General features: G+C 61.2%; 13 protein-coding genes. 4 read left to right on the forward strand and 9 right to left on the reverse strand.

Annotated features, from left to right (window positions below):
• Positions 1 to 25 precede the first annotated feature (25 nt).
• Positions 26 to 1,066 carry a substrate-binding domain-containing protein gene (locus tag FHX08_RS21040; RefSeq protein WP_132656513.1) on the forward strand — a complete coding sequence of 347 codons (1,041 nt, stop codon included), beginning with the start codon at positions 26 to 28 and terminating at the stop codon, positions 1,064 to 1,066.
• Between the two features lie 22 nt (positions 1,067 to 1,088).
• On the opposite strand, the gene FHX08_RS21045 is transcribed toward FHX08_RS21040, so the two are convergent.
• From FHX08_RS21045 to FHX08_RS21065, 5 genes are read right to left on the reverse strand one after another with little or no spacing between them, the layout of a single operon-like run.
• The gene (locus tag FHX08_RS21045; protein ID WP_132656515.1) at positions 1,089 to 2,354 is read right to left on the reverse strand and encodes an ABC transporter substrate-binding protein; all 1,266 of its coding nucleotides are present in this window, start codon (positions 2,352 to 2,354) and stop codon (positions 1,089 to 1,091) included.
• Between the two features lie 25 nt (positions 2,355 to 2,379).
• Positions 2,380 to 3,219: a carbohydrate ABC transporter permease gene (locus FHX08_RS21050; RefSeq protein WP_132656517.1), complete on the reverse strand. Its 840-nt coding sequence runs from the start codon at positions 3,217 to 3,219 to the stop codon at positions 2,380 to 2,382.
• Positions 3,216 to 4,142: a carbohydrate ABC transporter permease gene (locus tag FHX08_RS21055; RefSeq protein WP_132656519.1), complete on the reverse strand. Its 927-nt coding sequence runs from the start codon at positions 4,140 to 4,142 to the stop codon at positions 3,216 to 3,218. Before FHX08_RS21055 ends, FHX08_RS21050 begins: the two co-directional genes overlap by 4 nt.
• Complete coding sequence (locus FHX08_RS21060; RefSeq protein WP_132656521.1) at positions 4,135 to 5,298, reverse strand: ABC transporter ATP-binding protein; 1,164 nt, start codon at positions 5,296 to 5,298, stop codon at positions 4,135 to 4,137. The genes FHX08_RS21055 and FHX08_RS21060 overlap by 8 nt, the downstream gene beginning before the upstream one ends.
• The gene (locus FHX08_RS21065; protein ID WP_132656523.1) at positions 5,295 to 6,131 is read right to left on the reverse strand and encodes a metallophosphoesterase family protein; all 837 of its coding nucleotides are present in this window, start codon (positions 6,129 to 6,131) and stop codon (positions 5,295 to 5,297) included. The genes FHX08_RS21060 and FHX08_RS21065 overlap by 4 nt, the downstream gene beginning before the upstream one ends.
• Positions 6,132 to 6,620: 489 nt before the next feature.
• Here FHX08_RS21065 and FHX08_RS21070 point away from each other — a divergent pair, with 489 nt between their 5' ends.
• Entirely contained in the window at positions 6,621 to 7,958 is a 1,338-nt protein-coding gene (locus tag FHX08_RS21070) for an epoxide hydrolase family protein (RefSeq protein ID WP_132656525.1), read from the forward strand.
• 142 nt (positions 7,959 to 8,100) lie between these two features.
• Here the strand turns inward: FHX08_RS21070 and FHX08_RS21075 are convergent, their stop codons facing one another.
• Positions 8,101 to 8,532: a PIN domain-containing protein gene (locus FHX08_RS21075; protein ID WP_132656527.1), complete on the reverse strand. Its 432-nt coding sequence runs from the start codon at positions 8,530 to 8,532 to the stop codon at positions 8,101 to 8,103.
• Positions 8,529 to 8,831 carry a hypothetical protein gene (locus FHX08_RS21080; RefSeq protein WP_132656529.1) on the reverse strand — a complete coding sequence of 101 codons (303 nt, stop codon included), beginning with the start codon at positions 8,829 to 8,831 and terminating at the stop codon, positions 8,529 to 8,531. Before FHX08_RS21080 ends, FHX08_RS21075 begins: the two co-directional genes overlap by 4 nt.
• A 239-nt stretch (positions 8,832 to 9,070) precedes the next feature.
• On the opposite strand from FHX08_RS21080, the gene FHX08_RS21085 reads away from it, so the two are divergent.
• Positions 9,071 to 9,805: a hypothetical protein gene (locus tag FHX08_RS21085; protein ID WP_132656530.1), complete on the forward strand. Its 735-nt coding sequence runs from the start codon at positions 9,071 to 9,073 to the stop codon at positions 9,803 to 9,805.
• Positions 9,806 to 10,004: 199 nt separating this feature from the next.
• Here the strand turns inward: FHX08_RS21085 and FHX08_RS21090 are convergent, their stop codons facing one another.
• Positions 10,005 to 12,311: a bifunctional diguanylate cyclase/phosphodiesterase gene (locus FHX08_RS21090; RefSeq protein ID WP_132656531.1), complete on the reverse strand. Its 2,307-nt coding sequence runs from the start codon at positions 12,309 to 12,311 to the stop codon at positions 10,005 to 10,007.
• Positions 12,312 to 12,490: 179 nt separating this feature from the next.
• On the opposite strand from FHX08_RS21090, the gene FHX08_RS21095 reads away from it, so the two are divergent.
• A complete protein-coding gene (locus tag FHX08_RS21095) occupies positions 12,491 to 13,297 on the forward strand; it encodes a transporter substrate-binding domain-containing protein (RefSeq protein ID WP_132656532.1) in 807 nt (268 codons plus the stop codon).
• Positions 13,298 to 13,308: 11 nt separating this feature from the next.
• Here the strand turns inward: FHX08_RS21095 and FHX08_RS21100 are convergent, their stop codons facing one another.
• On the reverse strand, positions 13,309 to 14,850 hold the full coding sequence (locus FHX08_RS21100) for a cation:proton antiporter (RefSeq protein WP_132656533.1): 1,542 nt from the start codon (positions 14,848 to 14,850) through the stop codon (positions 13,309 to 13,311).
• Between the last annotated feature and the right edge of the window lie 48 nt (positions 14,851 to 14,898).

Here is a 14,898-nt window from a genome sequence, read left to right on the forward strand (position 1 = left end):
TTCGACGGAAACGGACAGGACGCCGATGACGACGTTGAAACAGGTCGCGCTGAGAGCCGGATGTTCGATGGCAACGGCAAGCCGGGTGCTGAACCTCAGCGGTCCGGTCAGCCAGGCTGCCGCCCTTCGCGTGCGCCGTGCTGCGGCCGAGGTCGGCTATCGTGCGGCGGTGCCGTCGACGCGCAGCGGCCGCCGGCCGGTCATCGGTGTGCTGGTGCCGAGCGTTACCAATCCGGTCTTTGCCTCGTCGCTGTCGGGTATCCAGAACCGAATGCTGGTTGCCGGCCATAGCGTTCTGATCGCCCAGTCCAATTACGATCCAGACCAGGAAGCAGACGCCGTGGCCGGGCTTTTGAGCGAGCGGCCGACGGGACTGATCCTCACCGTCTGCGATGCCCTCACCAGCCCGGTTTTGGCACAGGAACTGCCGCCCACCGTGCTGCTCGGCAATCCGCCGTCTCCGCGGTTCCCGGCTGCCGTTACCGTCAACAACTACGCGGCAGGCTGCCATCTCACCGAATATCTCTTGTCGATGGGGCACCGGCGCATCCTTTACGTCTCCGGCAGCTTCAAGGCCTCGGATCGTGCGCTTCTGCGCTACCGCGGCTATCTGCAGACCATGGAGGCGGCCGGTGTCGCGCCGCTCGAAGCCGTAGAGGTCTCCTTCGTCAGCGGCTACGACCAGATGGATCTCGGCGAGGCGCTGCGCGCCTTTGCGCCGACCGCAATCATCGGCTCGAACGATCTGATCGCGCTCGGCGTCATTGGCGCTATCCACCGCGAGGGCCTGCGTGTGCCCGACGATGTCTCCGTTGCCGGTTTCGACGGCATCGCCATCGGCAAGCTCATCAATCCGACGCTGACATCGATCGAAATGCCCGACCTCAGCATGGGCGCGACAGCCGCTTCGCTGCTGCTGGATATCGTCGAAAACGACGCGCCGCTGCGGCATCTGGAATTGTCCCACGCGCTGCATGCGGGCGGCACGGTCCGCAACCTCGGAAAAGACGAAACCGCCGCACCCGAGGGATGCGGCGGTTCCGGATCGACGCCGCGGGCGGCCTAGCCTGCGACGTCAGTTTCTGCAATTAGCTGCGCGGCAGCATGCCTTCGACGTCGGAGGCTGCGTCGTCGAGGGCTTCCTTCGGCTCGGCCGAACCGTCGACGATGCGCGACAGGTTGTCGACGATCGTCTGGGTGACCTTGACGCCGTTGGTGCCCGGGAAGGCATACCACGGGATCATGCGCGGCATCTGGCTGAGGCCCGCCTGGAAGAGTGGGTTCTTCTTATAGAAGTCGCCGAGATATTCGGCCGACTTGGCGGCAAGTTCGTTGTTCGGAACGTAGCCGGTGCCGGGAACGACGACCGAGGCGCCATAGGGGCCGGCCGCGAACTTGGCGAACTTCCAGGCGGCTGCCTGCTTGTCTGCATCCTTGGTGAGGATGACGACGGCATTGCCGCCGGTCGGCAGATGGCCTTTGTCGGGATCGATCAGCGGGATTTGGGCGGTGCGCAGATCGAACTTGGTGCCGACATTCTTGATCGTGTTGACGAGTGCGCCGGTGGTCTGGAATTCGAAGCCGACTTTGCCGGCCGCGAAGGCCTGTTCACCGGCTGCCTTGGTGAAGACCGGCATGCCGCCTTCCTTGACGAAGCGGCTGATCAGTTCGACGGCTTTCTGGCCTTCAGGACCGTTGAAGGCGACCTTCTGCTCGTCGTCGCTCAGCATCTTCCCGCCGGCGCCGAAGAGGAGGGCGGAGAACATCCAGTCGTCACCCTGCCAGCGGAAGTCCATGCCGTCGACGCCGTTGCCGAGTGCCTTGATCTTGCCGGCGAGCGCGATCACTTGATCCCAGGTCTTCGGCGGGCTATCCGGATTGCCGCCGGCTGCCTTCACGAGATCGGCATTGTAGTACATGATCGGGTTGGAGGTCGCGAAAGCCAGGCCAACCTGCTTGCCGTTGACCTGCGCGAGCTTCAGGATCGTATCCGAGAAGCCCTGCTCGGCCATATTGCCTTCTTTCTGGACGAGCGGCGTCATGTCGATGGCGACATTGCGCTCGTTCAGCATGCGCAGGCGGTTCAGGCCGATGAAGGTGATGTCGGGCATTTCGGACGTGCCGGCCTGACGCAGGATCAGCTGGATGCCGTCTTCATAGGTTGCCGAGGGGGCGGCGAACTGGATCTTGATATCAGGGTTTTCTTCCATGAACTTCTTCGAGATCGTGTCCATCACGTCCTTGAAGAAACCCGGCATCGGGTAGTGGATCGTCAGCGTCGTTTCGGCATGGGCCGGCATTGCTGCCGCCACGGACAGAGCCGCTGCTGCGAGGAACTGGGTGAAATGCTTCATCGCTCGTTCTCCTGGGTTTAACCGGTCAGCCTTTGAGACCGGTCATGGTGATGCCCTCGACGAAGCGTTTCTGTGCGAGCAGGAAGGCCGCAACGAGGGGAATGGTAATGATGATGGTGGCGGCCATCAGCGCGCCGTAATCGTCGCCGGCTTCCGCGGCGCGGAAGTTCATGAGGCCGAGCGGCGGAGTGGCATAGCCTGGCTTCGAGATGACGATCAGCGGCCAATAGAGGTCGTTCCAGTGGGCGACGACCGAAAAGATCGCGAAGGCCGTTACTGCCGGCCAGGCATTCGGCACGATGACGCGCGAGACGATGCCGAGCTCCGACATGCCGTCGAGACGGGCGGCATGGATTAGATCGTCAGGCATGGCGCGGAAGAACTGCAGGAACAGGAAGATCGCGAATACCGAAATGGTGAAGGGGGCGACCAGCGCCGTATAGCCGTTGAGCAGCGACAGGCTGTCGAAGGCAACATAGAGCGGCAGCGCCGTCGCATGGATCGGCACCAGCAGGCAGAGCAGGACCAAAACCATCATCAGCCGGGCGGCGCGGAATCTCAGCTTCGCCATGGCGTAGGCGCAGGGGATTGCGACCAGCACCTGGAAGACGAAGATCAGCGTGCAGACCACAAGACCGTTCCAGAGCAATGTGCCCATCGCCACCTTGTCGAGCGCCTTGGCAAAATTCTGCACGTAGAAGAAATGCGTCGGGATCAGCGACAGCGCCGCCGTGAAGATATCGTCCTGCGACTTGCCCGCTGCCGAGATCATGAAAATGTAGGGCGCGAGGAAAATGACGGCGCCGACGATGAGCAGCGCCAGGCGGATAAGCCGGCCGAGGGTGAAGCGGGGGCTCGTCTTCATGAATAGTGCACCCGCCGGTCGAGGAAGCGGTATTGCAGGAACATCATGACGACGAGAATGGCGAGGAAGACCACCGTCATGGCGGAGGCATAGCCGACCTTCATGTAGACGAAACCCTCCTGATAGATGGTGAAGAGCAGGATTTCGGAGGCGTGATTAGGACCGCCATCGGTTAGCGTCTTCACAGTTTCGAAGGTCTTCACCGCATTGATGATGCTGATCGTGGTGACGAAGAGCGCCGTCGGCCCGAGCATCGGCCAGGTGACGAGGAAGAAGCGGTCGAGCGAGGATTTGGCACCGTCGATCTCGGCGGCGGCATAAAGCTCGCGCGGGATCGCCGTCAGGCCGGCGAGAAACAAGACCATGTTGAATCCCACCGTCTGCCACACGCCGATGATCGACAGGCTGTAAAGCGCAGCCGCCGAAGAGCCGAGCCAGTTTGGTTTCGGCAGGCCTGCGAGACCGAGCAGCGCATTGAGCGGGCCGATGGTCGGGTGAAAGAGATATTGCCAGACGGTCGCCATGGCGACGATCAACGAGACGGCGGGCAGGAAGTAGGCGGTGCGAAAGAAGCTCTTTCCCCAGCCCTCGCTCTCGATCAGCATGGCGACGCCGAGGCCGAGCAGGATCGAGACGGGTGCGACAATCGCCGTATAGACCGTCGTGTTCCATAGGGATTTGCGGAAGGTGCGGTCGGTGAAGAGCTCGACGTAGTTCTCGAAGCCGACGAAGCGGATCTTGCCGACGCCGAGTTCGAAATCGGTAAAGCCGAGAACGAGAACTGCGACGATCGGCAAGAGCACGAAGAGGATGATCAGGACGATCGCTGGCAGGGCCAGCAACCAAGCAGTTCGCGCCTCGCGGTGCTCATGCCGGACGGAGGAAGCGACCGGCCGAATCTCGCCTGCGGCGATACTAGCCATGGGCCTTCTCCCTGCTGGCGTTGGCCGCAACGGCTGCGGCAGGAAGCCGGCGTCCGTCCGCCGCAAAGACCATGGCCTTATCAGGGGCGAAGGAAAGCCCGACGGCCGTGCCGGCGGCAAGGCCCGCAGCTTCGGTTGGCGCGAGCTTGGCAAGCACGATCTCGCCAATTGCATTCAGCCGGCAGAACAGGATCACCTCGAAGCCGAGGAATTCCATGCGCTCGATACGGGCGGGCAGCGAGATCTCGCCGTCTGCGGCAAGCCGCATGAATTCCGGACGGATACCGATCGTCACGTCGGGGCCGGATGACGCCGGTTCGTCCAGTGCCAGCCTGATATTGCCAAAAGCGACCGCTCCATTCTCGACGCGTGCCGGCAGCAGATTGATGCGTGGCTGGCCGACGAAGCGGGCGACCTCGACATGGGCGGGATCGTCATAGATGACCTGGGGTGCTGCAAGCTGCAGCAGCTGGCCGCCGATCATCACGGCGACACGATCGGCCATGGAGAGCGCTTCGGCCTGATCGTGGGTGACGTAAACCGTCGGGACACCGGCGCGGCGATGTAATTCGACGATCTCGCCGCGGGCATGAACGCGCAGATTGGCGTCGAGGTTCGACAGCGGCTCGTCCATCAGGAAGACGCTCGGATGGCGCACCATGGCGCGGGCAAGTGCGACGCGCTGCCGCTGGCCGCCAGACATCTGGCCAGGCTTGCGATCCAAGAGATGGTCGATCTTCAGCGCCTTGGCCATTTCCTGCACATCGCGCGAAATCCCTGTCCGAATGGCGCGGTAGCCGGGCATGATCGGACCGAGGAAGGGCAGGCGCTGCGCACGGCTCAAGCGCCGCATGGCGAGCGGCACGGCGATATTCTGCCCTGCGGTCAGATGCGGATAGAGCGCGTAGGACTGGAAGACCATGGCGATGTTGCGGTCGGCGGCGGCCACATCGGACATTTCCCGTCCGCCAATGACGATCTCGCCGCTATCGGCATGGTCGAGGCCGGCAAGGATCCGCAAGAGCGTGCTCTTGCCACACCCCGAGGGACCGACCAGCGCGATGAATTCGCCCGGCTGAACGTCGAGGCTAATATTCTTGAGGATGGCACTGTCGCCATAGGATTTGCTGATGGCCGAAAGCGACAGCGCGCTCATTGCGCCGGCTCCTTCTGCACCTTGTGAGCCTCGTGCGGATAGACTTCGGCCACGACGTCATCGAGCACATGGGCCGTCATGCCGGGAACGACCACGATCTCGCTCGCAGCCTCGTCGCCGAGGTCGTGAAGCACAGCGCCGATCAGCTTTTCGCCCGACATTTCGCGCTCCATCGTACCGATGATGAAGGAAGCGGCCGGACCCCAGACGAGCGACGTGTCGTTGTAGCGTCCCTTCCAGGCCCAATGCAGGTGGCCGCTGGCATAAAGCGCGACATCATGGACGGCGATCAGATCGTAGAGGCGCCGGCGCTGGGCCGGGCGAATGCTCCAATAGCCGGTATCGCCTTCATCTGGCGTGTCGACGAAGAGCGGCTTGTGGGCAAACATTGCGACGCGCCGGCCGGCGCGCGTGACAAGCGCCTTTTCCAGCCAGTCGAATTGCTCTTCCTGCTCGTCGTTCTCCATGCCCATCAGCAGGCTGTCGAGGCCGATGAGGCGCCAGTTACCGGCATCTTCCAGCCAGTAGTCGGGCCCAACGATGCTGCGCCAGCGATTGAGCCTTGTTGCATCGACCGGCTGAAGCGAACCCGGCAGATGGCCGACATCGTGGTTGCCGGGAACGATCAGCATGGGGATCGAAACCTGTCGCATCAGCTCAATGCAGAAGGTCAGGTCTTCATCCTTGTCGGCACCATCGACGGCGAGATCGCCGGTATGGATGACGAGATCGGCGCCGGTGCCGTTGATCCATTCGGCGAGTGGCTGCCAATTGCCATTGAAATGCGGGATCGACGGGCTGAAATGCGTGTCGGTGATCTGGACGATTTTCATGCCGGCGCTCCACGGTAAGGCCCGCAGCACGTTTCCGCCGGCAGGCATTGTTCATGACGCGTCTTTAGAGCGCCCCGGTGTCAGGCCGGTTACAAGCCTTTCCATCCTTGTTCCAATTGTGTCGTGGAATTGTCATGGAGGGTCGTGGTCATGCCCGGCGGCTGACCGTCCGAGAAGGTCCGGTCGAAGCATGTCGGGAAGAGTTGGCCGCGGCCAATTCCTCCTGACCACCCGAGTCCTGTTTGCTCGACGATCGTGGAGGCATTTCAGCTTGCGGAAAAGAAAGTCTTCGCACAGCGGTTAGCATCGACAAGCAAGTTCTCGGAAGTGTGCTCGCGTTCTCGAACTTTCTGCGAGCTGCCGCCGGAATTCTTTCTACACTTTCATACAATTTCCCGCTGTTTTCGAAACATGCCGGATACGTGGATCCCTCAGTTTCCTCCCCGTCAACTCATGTCGCGGAAAGCGACGGAACAGAGGAAATGTCCCATGTCGAAGATCGAAAAGGCTCCTGCTCGTCGCGTTCTTGCCGAGCGAATGATCGCATTGGCGGTCGGCTCGATGATGCTTGCCCCGGCCATATACGTGCTGCCGGCCCATGCCGCCGATACCGGGGCCGGCCTTGCTTCGACCGGCACGAATACAGATGAAAGCATCCGTCCCTTCAATTTCCATGTGCCGCAGGAACAGCTCGACGATCTGCGCCGGCGCATTGCCGAGACGCGCTGGCCGGACAAGGAGACGGTCGACGACGATAGCCAGGGTATCCAGCTGTCGCGGGTTCAGGAGCTCGTTCGCTATTGGGGCACCGACTACGACTGGCGAAAGGCCGAAGCGCAGCTTAATGCGCTGCCGCAGTTCATCACCAAGATCGACGGGGTCGACATCGAGTTCATCCACGTCAAGTCCAAGAACCCCAATGCGTTGCCCTTGCTTCTGACCCACGGCTGGCCGGGATCGATGTTCGAGTTCGTCAAGGCGATCGGTCCTCTCACCGATCCGGTGTCCTATGGAGGTCGTCCGGAAGACGCTTTCGACGTCATCATTCCGTCGATTCCCGGCTACGGCTTCTCGGGAAAGCCCACGGAAAGAGGCTGGGGACCGGATCGGACGGCGCGCGCCTGGGACGTGCTGGTAAAGCGGCTCGGCTATACGCATTACGTTTCTCAGGGCGGTGATCATGGTTCGGTCATATCCGACGCGCTCGCCCGCCAGGCGCCGAAGGGCCTGCTTGCCATCCATCTCAACATGCCGGCGACCATCCCGGGCAATCTCGTCAAGGCGATCAACAGCGGCGATCCCGCTCCGGCGGAGCTTTCGGCGCCTGAGCGGGAGGCGTTCCAGTCGCTCAGCACCTTCTTCGGCCGCAATGCCGCCTATGGAGCTATGATGGTGACGCGGCCACAGACGATCGGTTTCCCGCTCTCCGATTCTCCATCGGGCCTCGCGGCATGGATCTACGAGAAGTTTGCACAGTGGAGCGACAGCGACGGCGTACCGGAACGTGTTCTTTCGAGGGACGAGATGCTGAACGACATCACGTTGTACTGGTTGACGAATACCGGCGCCTCGGCGTCCCGTTTCTATTGGGAAAACAACAACAATAATTTCAGCGCCGAGGCCCAGAAGACGCAGGACATCAAGATCCCCGTCGGCATCTCCGTCTTCCCGAAGGAAATATACAAGGCGCCCGAAAGCTGGAGCAGGCAGGCCTATCCGACCCTCTACTACTATCATCAGGTGGCAAAAGGCGGTCATTTCGCGGCCTGGGAACAGCCCCAGCTCTTCGCCGAGGAACTGCGGGCAGCGTTCAAATCCGTCCGCTGATGCGATCCAACAAGCGAGATGCGGCCTTACCTCGAGGGCCGCATCGTATCCCTGAGTTTAGGCTCATAGCCTGAGATGCGCAGTTAATGGAGCTTACGTGACGGGCAACTTCAGGATGGATGACCGCCGCGATATCGGCGGATCACCTCGAAATACCCACCGGATTGATGAAGTCGATACCAGCGAAATCCCGCTCATTATCAGTCACGACGATGCAGTCATTTGCGCCCGCCACTGCGGCGATGATCATGTCGAGGCCGCTGCGGGGCTTGCCGGCAGCCTTGCCTTCGGCCATCAGCCGCGCCCAAATCAAGCCCGCTTTGTCGTCGAAGGGCAAGATGCGGCCCGCAAAAAGCGCCGGTGGTCCCTCGGCGCCGGAGAACCAGGCATCAAGGGCGTCCCGCTTCTTGCCGCGAGGACTTTCCAGGATGCCGCGGCGGATCTCCGCAACCGTCAGCGAGGCGATGAACAAATCATCGTCACGCTGGGCTGTCCACCATGCCAGCAGCGATTCCGATGGTCGCAGTTTGATGACGTTGCTGATTATATTTGTGTCGAGAAGGTATCGGGTCACAGATCGACCTTGCGCCCTTCCTCACGCGGTCGTGACAGATCGAGATCGGCTCCGACAAGCGGCGATCGGCGCAAGGCAGACAGAATTCCACCCGATTTGGGGGGGGCGGCGCCGACCAGTGCCTTCAGGGCCGTACGCGCTTCCTCCGCCTCCGGCCCGTCTTCCGCCAGATGGCGGGCGAGGGAGCGGATCAACTCTCTGTCGGACTCCAAGGCAATCACCTCGAACCGCTTGAAGCCGCGTTGAGTGAGGCGTTTACGGTATTTGTCGATGGCTTTCTTCTGAGCGGCATTGGCCATGGCGTTCTCCATGCCTATATCTGGATATATAGCCAATCTCGATTGTTCGGACAAGAAGCCGCTGGCCTGATGGCCTCGTTCGCTGCCAGACGTCTCCCTCGGCAGGCGATCGCTGCGGTCGTGACGTGTCCGTCCACCAGCAGTCGTCACCGGCGCCACTCGGCCGGCCATATTTTACCGATTTAGTTCTCGCGTCCTTAAGAGCCATCTGGCAAGCTTCTCCCGACGATGGAGAAACCATGACGCGCAGACAGTTCGCAACATATAGCAGCGTGTTCACCGCCCTGTTGATCGCTTTCATAGGCGGTTTTCCGTTTCTCCTTTATGCCGGTTTGAAAACGACGGCCTGCGCGGCCGATACGTGTGGTGCGGCAGCGCTGGTGTTCGCCCTGTTTGGCCGCATCATCCTGGTGTTCGTCTATGCTATTGCGATGCTGACACTTGTCGCCAGGCGATGTGCGCGTGCGGGATTGGGCGTCTTGTGGACGCTTGCCTCTCTGCTGTGGCTGCTTGTAGCCCGTGATGTGCTTCTCGCAGGGTTCAATTTCTGGGCTGCCGGTTTTTCCCTTGGCATATTGTCCTTCAGGTTTCCCGTGACGCTGGTTTTCCTCTTCGCCTTCGTCATCTTCCTTTCCTTCTGGAAAGGAGAGGATGAGAACCGTGCCAGCGCGCTCACGCTCCCCTGGCGGATTGCCGGCATCAGCGCGTTTGTCTCGGCGATCATTTCCGCGGTCGTGTCCATCCCGCTGATCGCGTCGTTCGGCTGGATCGTGGGCCTGCCCTCGGGATCCGGCGTTGAACTGATGTTTTTGATGGATCGCGTTCTGAGCCTTAGGGTCGGCCAGCATTGGATCACATATACGAGCGAGCTATGGGTGCTTCTGGTCGTCTTCATCTGCGCGCTGGCATATCTGATCTTCGACCAGAGACGCGCAGACCGACGATCGATGCCGTCGCATCCGAAACCCGCATGACGGTGGGATGAGGCCTGAGTTCAGCCCGACGATTGCGTTTCGCGGCTTTTATCACCTGACGATGTGAGCTGCTCGCGATGCCGGGCAATGAAGGTGCGGGACGCCGGCGAGCCTTCGCCCTTGCGATAGACCATCGCCACATCCAAGCCGGCGCCTTATCTCGTGTGGCTGATCGGCAGGCGGCAGTGAGGGCAGATCGTCAGCCGCGGGCCTGGCTCACGGCTTCCGCCAAGCGCAACGACGACAGGAAGTCGGCAAGTGGCATGGGGCGGGAGAAGAGGAAACCCTGGAGGTCGTTGCAGCCAGCGGCGACGAGAAAATCTCTCTGCCCTTCGGTCTCGACGCCCTCGGCCGTCGTCGCCTTGCCGAGCGTGCGGCTGAGCCCCAATATGGCAGAGACGATTGCTGCGCCCTCGGCTTGCGTTCCAAGCAAGCGGACGAAGGACCGATCGATCTTGATCCGGTCGATATTGAGCTGAATGAGGTGGCTGAGTGACGAGAAGCCGGTGCCGAAATCATCGAGCGCGATCCGGATCCCCTGTGATCGAAGCTTGCCGAGTGTGGCCTGTGCGTTCTCATCGATGTCGAAGAGCGCAGCTTCCGTCAGCTCCAATTCCAGCCGCGATGGTTGCAGGCCGGTTTCCGCCAGAATGGAGAGCACATGCCGGTCGAAATCCCGATGCTTGATCTGCGAGGGCGAAACATTGACTGCGACCGACATGTGGGCCGGCCAGCGCACAGCTGCCCGCGCGGCGCTCCTGAGCACCCATTCGCCCAACTGGTCGATCATGCCGGCCTCCTCGGCAATCGGAATGAATTTGTTCGGCGATAGCAGTCCCCGGGTGGGGTGGCGCCATCGGACGAGGGCCTCGGCGCCAGAGAGGCCACCGCGCGCCTCGGCGCGATGGACGCCCTGAAAAAAGACCTCCAGATGGCCGAGATCATCCGGGCGCAAATTGCCTGCGGGGGCCGGAAGGCTTTCCGGGTCTTCCAGCACCAGGCGTAGATCGTTCTTGAGGCTTTCACGTGCCTCGACCCTGTGATCCATGGAAGGATCATAGGCGATCACGCGCCCGCGCCCGCTGGTCTTGGCTTCGTAGAGCGCGACGTCTGCGCGCCGCAAAATCTCGCTGATCGCCTGGGTCGCATCCTGAAAGACAGCAATGCCTATCGAACAGCCTATGCGGACGACAATGTCGCCTCCGCGAAGCTGGAATGGCCGGCTCAGGGCTTCGATAATTTCGTTGCATAGCGCGACGTGGCCGTCGTCACCCTTCCGGATATCCGGAAGGAGCAGGGCAAACTCATCGCCGCCGACGCGGGCAAGCGTGTCACCTGATTTGATCAGGGCATTCATTCTATCGACGACGCAGCGCAGAAGTTCGTCGCCGGCGGGATGCCCGTGGATGTCGTTCACCTCCTTGAACCTGTCGAGATCGACAAGCGCGAGGACTGCGCGTCTGTCAGCGGCTTTCATTGCCGCAAGACATTGTTCGAAACGCGCGGCAAAGAGCGCTCGGTTCGGAAGGCCCGTCAACACGTCATGAAGCGACAGATGGCGCGCGTGGTGTTCGCTGGCACTGAGGTCTCGAAGGCTGGCGCGCAAACGGCCCATCAAGGCGAAGAAGAGACCGGCGATGACGAGGCCGGCGATGGAAAGCACCGGAACAAGTCGGCCGATGACGCGTGAACCTGGCAGATCCGGCGTCCAGATGATGAAGCCGATGGGCTCGCCGGTTGCGGTCGCCGCTATCTGAAACGCTACCTCATTTTTCTCCTGGTCTGCAGTGCGGGCATAGCGAGCACCAGCCAGACCCTGTTCACGGCTCAACGTATCGAGCGTAACACCGTCGAGGAACCGCAAGGCCACGAGGTAGAGCCTGCCACCAGGATTGCCTTGCTGGGCGTCCCCGCCCGAAGAACCGGTAACTGAAACGACGCCGGCGACCGACGGGCGACCTTCAAGCCGCATCAGTTCCACCCGGCTGGGCTCCGGATCGGAACTCGGACCCTGCGGTGCACCATGCTGCTTTGCTTCCAGCTCCTGGATCATCGGCTGAAGCAGCGGCCGCACCCATTTGAAGCGACGCTTTGTTTCAGAATCGGACTGCAGGGCAAGTTCGCCCTCCGGCGTCACGAGGAAGGCTGCGTTGTAGCCGAACACGGTCGTGGCGATTTTTCCGAAAGTCGCAGCGGATCTTGCGCCTGCGCGTTCGCTCCTGCCGCCGGCCGCTGCCGAATCCCCCACGAGAAGGGAGGCATAGCCGGCACCCATCAACTGCATGTCCTGCGAGACACGCTCGAGCTGGTCGTGGAGACGGCCGTCAACGAGTTGCCGCTGGCGATCGAGGGCAGCCGCGTCGCTTTCCTCTCCGGCCCAGATGGCCGCCAAGAACACCAGCCCAAGAATTGCAAGGCCGCTGATGGCAAGCAGCACCAATATCGACCCGGACGAAGTCCAGGTCGCTCTATGAGCGGATAATCTAACAGACGGATCAGCAGGCACGCAGTCTTCTCCTGAGCACGCCGATACTGCTCCTGATTGTTTACAAAAAGCTTTTCAAGCAACCTCAAAATTGAGCCCGCGAAATCATCAGCTTTTTAATCGTTGTGTGATTGACTGCTCATCGTGCAACGCTTGCCAATGCAAGCTTGGCAATCGAGCTCTAGGTTAAGGTGACTGATATGTTGCGACTGAGATCCGTCTGCCGATCGAAATTCCTGGCATTTGCCTGCGCCGCATTTGTCTCGGCAAGTATTTTCCAACCCGCTATCGTCTCGGCTGGCGAAAATGACAGCATCCGTATTGCGGTCGAGGGTGCATTTCCGCCGTTCAATTATCTTGATTCCAACAACCAGCTTCAGGGCTTCGACGTGGATATCGCCAAGGCCCTTTGCGAGACGGCAAAACTGAAATGCGAATTCGTCATCCAGGAATGGACGGCGATGATCCCGAACTTGCTGGACAACAAGTATGACGCGATCATCTCATCGATGTCGATGAGTGCGGAGCGGCGGCAAAAGGTTGCCTTCACCCAGAAATATTATGACAGCCCTACGGTTTTCATCGCGCCCAAGAAATCAGACATTGCCGGTACGTCACCCGATGATCTGAAGAAGCTGCGGCTCGGCGTGACGGCGGCGACCTCCCAGGAAGCCTACGCCAGGAAGTTCTACAGTGGTGTCGCAACGACCGTCTTTCAGGCATCTCCGGATCTCTACAAGGGTCTGGCCGATGGCAAGGTCGATATCATTCTGGAAGACAAGCTGGCAGTCTATGACTGGCTCGCAAACACCAGGGCCGGCAGCTGCTGCGCGTTCAAAGGCGACGATATCAAGAATACCGAATATTTCGGAGACGGAGCCGGTATCGCCGTGCGCCCTTCTGACAAGGCATTGCTGGACAAGCTGAATGCTGCGCTGGAAGAGATCCAGGCCGATGACACCTACGATACCATCAACGCGAAATATTTCCCGTTCAGCATTCGCTGATCTCGCTGTGATCAGCTCTCGGTGATGCGCCGATCCTCGTCGGAGCCGACCGAGAGCTGCTTCCAGTCGAGATCTTCCTGCAGTTCGAGATATTGCGTCGCGCCGATTTTATCCTTGTCGCGCAATTCCTCGAGACGCTGGCGCTGGGCGATCACGGCGGCGATCGTGAGCTCGCGGCGTCGCGTGAGTGGCGAGGTCTCGCCGGCGTCCGCCGGCACAGTCCAGTGATCCCTGCAGATCGTCCGGATCTCCTCGGCCGCCGCGCCATCCTCCTTTTCCAGTCGCTGGAACGCCGCTTCCGCAAGCGAGCGCCTTGCGGCCTCCAGTTCCTCATGGACCTCTGCCTGGCGCCCGAGCTTCAGGAAATGGATCATCGGGGCAAGTGTCGCCCCCTGGATGACGAGCGTTGCGAGCACTACTGCAAAGGCAGTCAGTACGACGAGGTCGCGTTCCGGAAAATCGGCAGGCAGGGCAAAAGCAGTGGCGAGCGTCACCAGGCCGCGCATGCCCGACCAACCGACGAGAAAAGTCTCGCCATGCCTGAAGGGCGCCAAGCCATTGCCGCGCCGGTGGCGTGAGATGACGTATGCATGCAGCAGGAAGGCCATCGCCAGACGCGTCAGGATCACACCGACCACCACGATGGCGGCAAAACCGAGTGCTCGCTCAAAATCGCCAGCGGACATGGATTCGAGGATGCTGCGGGCCTGCAGACCCATGAGCAGGAAGGCAACGACATTCAGCAGGAAAACGACGGTCGTCCAGACGGCGAAGGAATGCACCCGCATGCGTGGGGAATCATCGACCGTCGACAGCATGGCGATCGTCATGGCGCTCGCAACCGTTGCCAGCACGGCCGAGAGGTGCAAATGTTCGGCGATCAGCCAGGTCGAGAAGGCATAGACGAATTGCAGCAGCGTGCCGCCGACGGTGTTTTCGGTAATCGGCCGAAGCCGCGAGACGAAGAAGCCGAAAACGATGCCGAAGAGAATGCCGCCCGGTGCGGCAAATCCGATCTGAAGGGCGGTTGCGCCATCGAGCCCGCCGCGTGCCTGGACCGTCAGTGCCGCTCCGAACAGCAACAGGGCCGTTGCATCGTTGAACAGGCTCTCGCCCTTCAAGAGCGCATCGACACGGCGATCGACCGGCAGATTGGAAAGCACCGCAGTCGCTGCCGCTGCATCGGGCGGCGCGACGATTGCGCCAAGCGTAACGGCTACCGCGACCGGCAGTCCGACGGTCAGCATGCTGATCGATACGACGACGCCTGTCGTCACCAAAACGGCGATGACGGCGTAGAAGACCAGCGGCAGCAGCATGCGCCGCGCAGCCACCATCGGGAAGTCATAGGCCGAATCGACGAGCACGGGCGCGATGAACAGCGCAAGCGCCGTCGGCGGATCGATCGGGATCGTCGGCGCACCCGGGAGCATTGCAACGCCGACACCCGCGGCAGCCAGAATGCCCGGATAGGGCAGGTGCATGCGCCGGGTGATCTGCAGGAGCAGGATGGCGACGGCGAGCAGGGCGACGAGCGTTTCGAAGAAGGTCATATCGGTATAGTATCAGGCTTTCGGGCGCATTGAAGCGGGTGGAGCTCC

Source organism: Rhizobium sp. BK529 (genome assembly GCF_014194105.1).
In the GTDB taxonomy this organism is placed as follows: Bacteria; Pseudomonadota; Alphaproteobacteria; order Rhizobiales; family Rhizobiaceae; genus Rhizobium.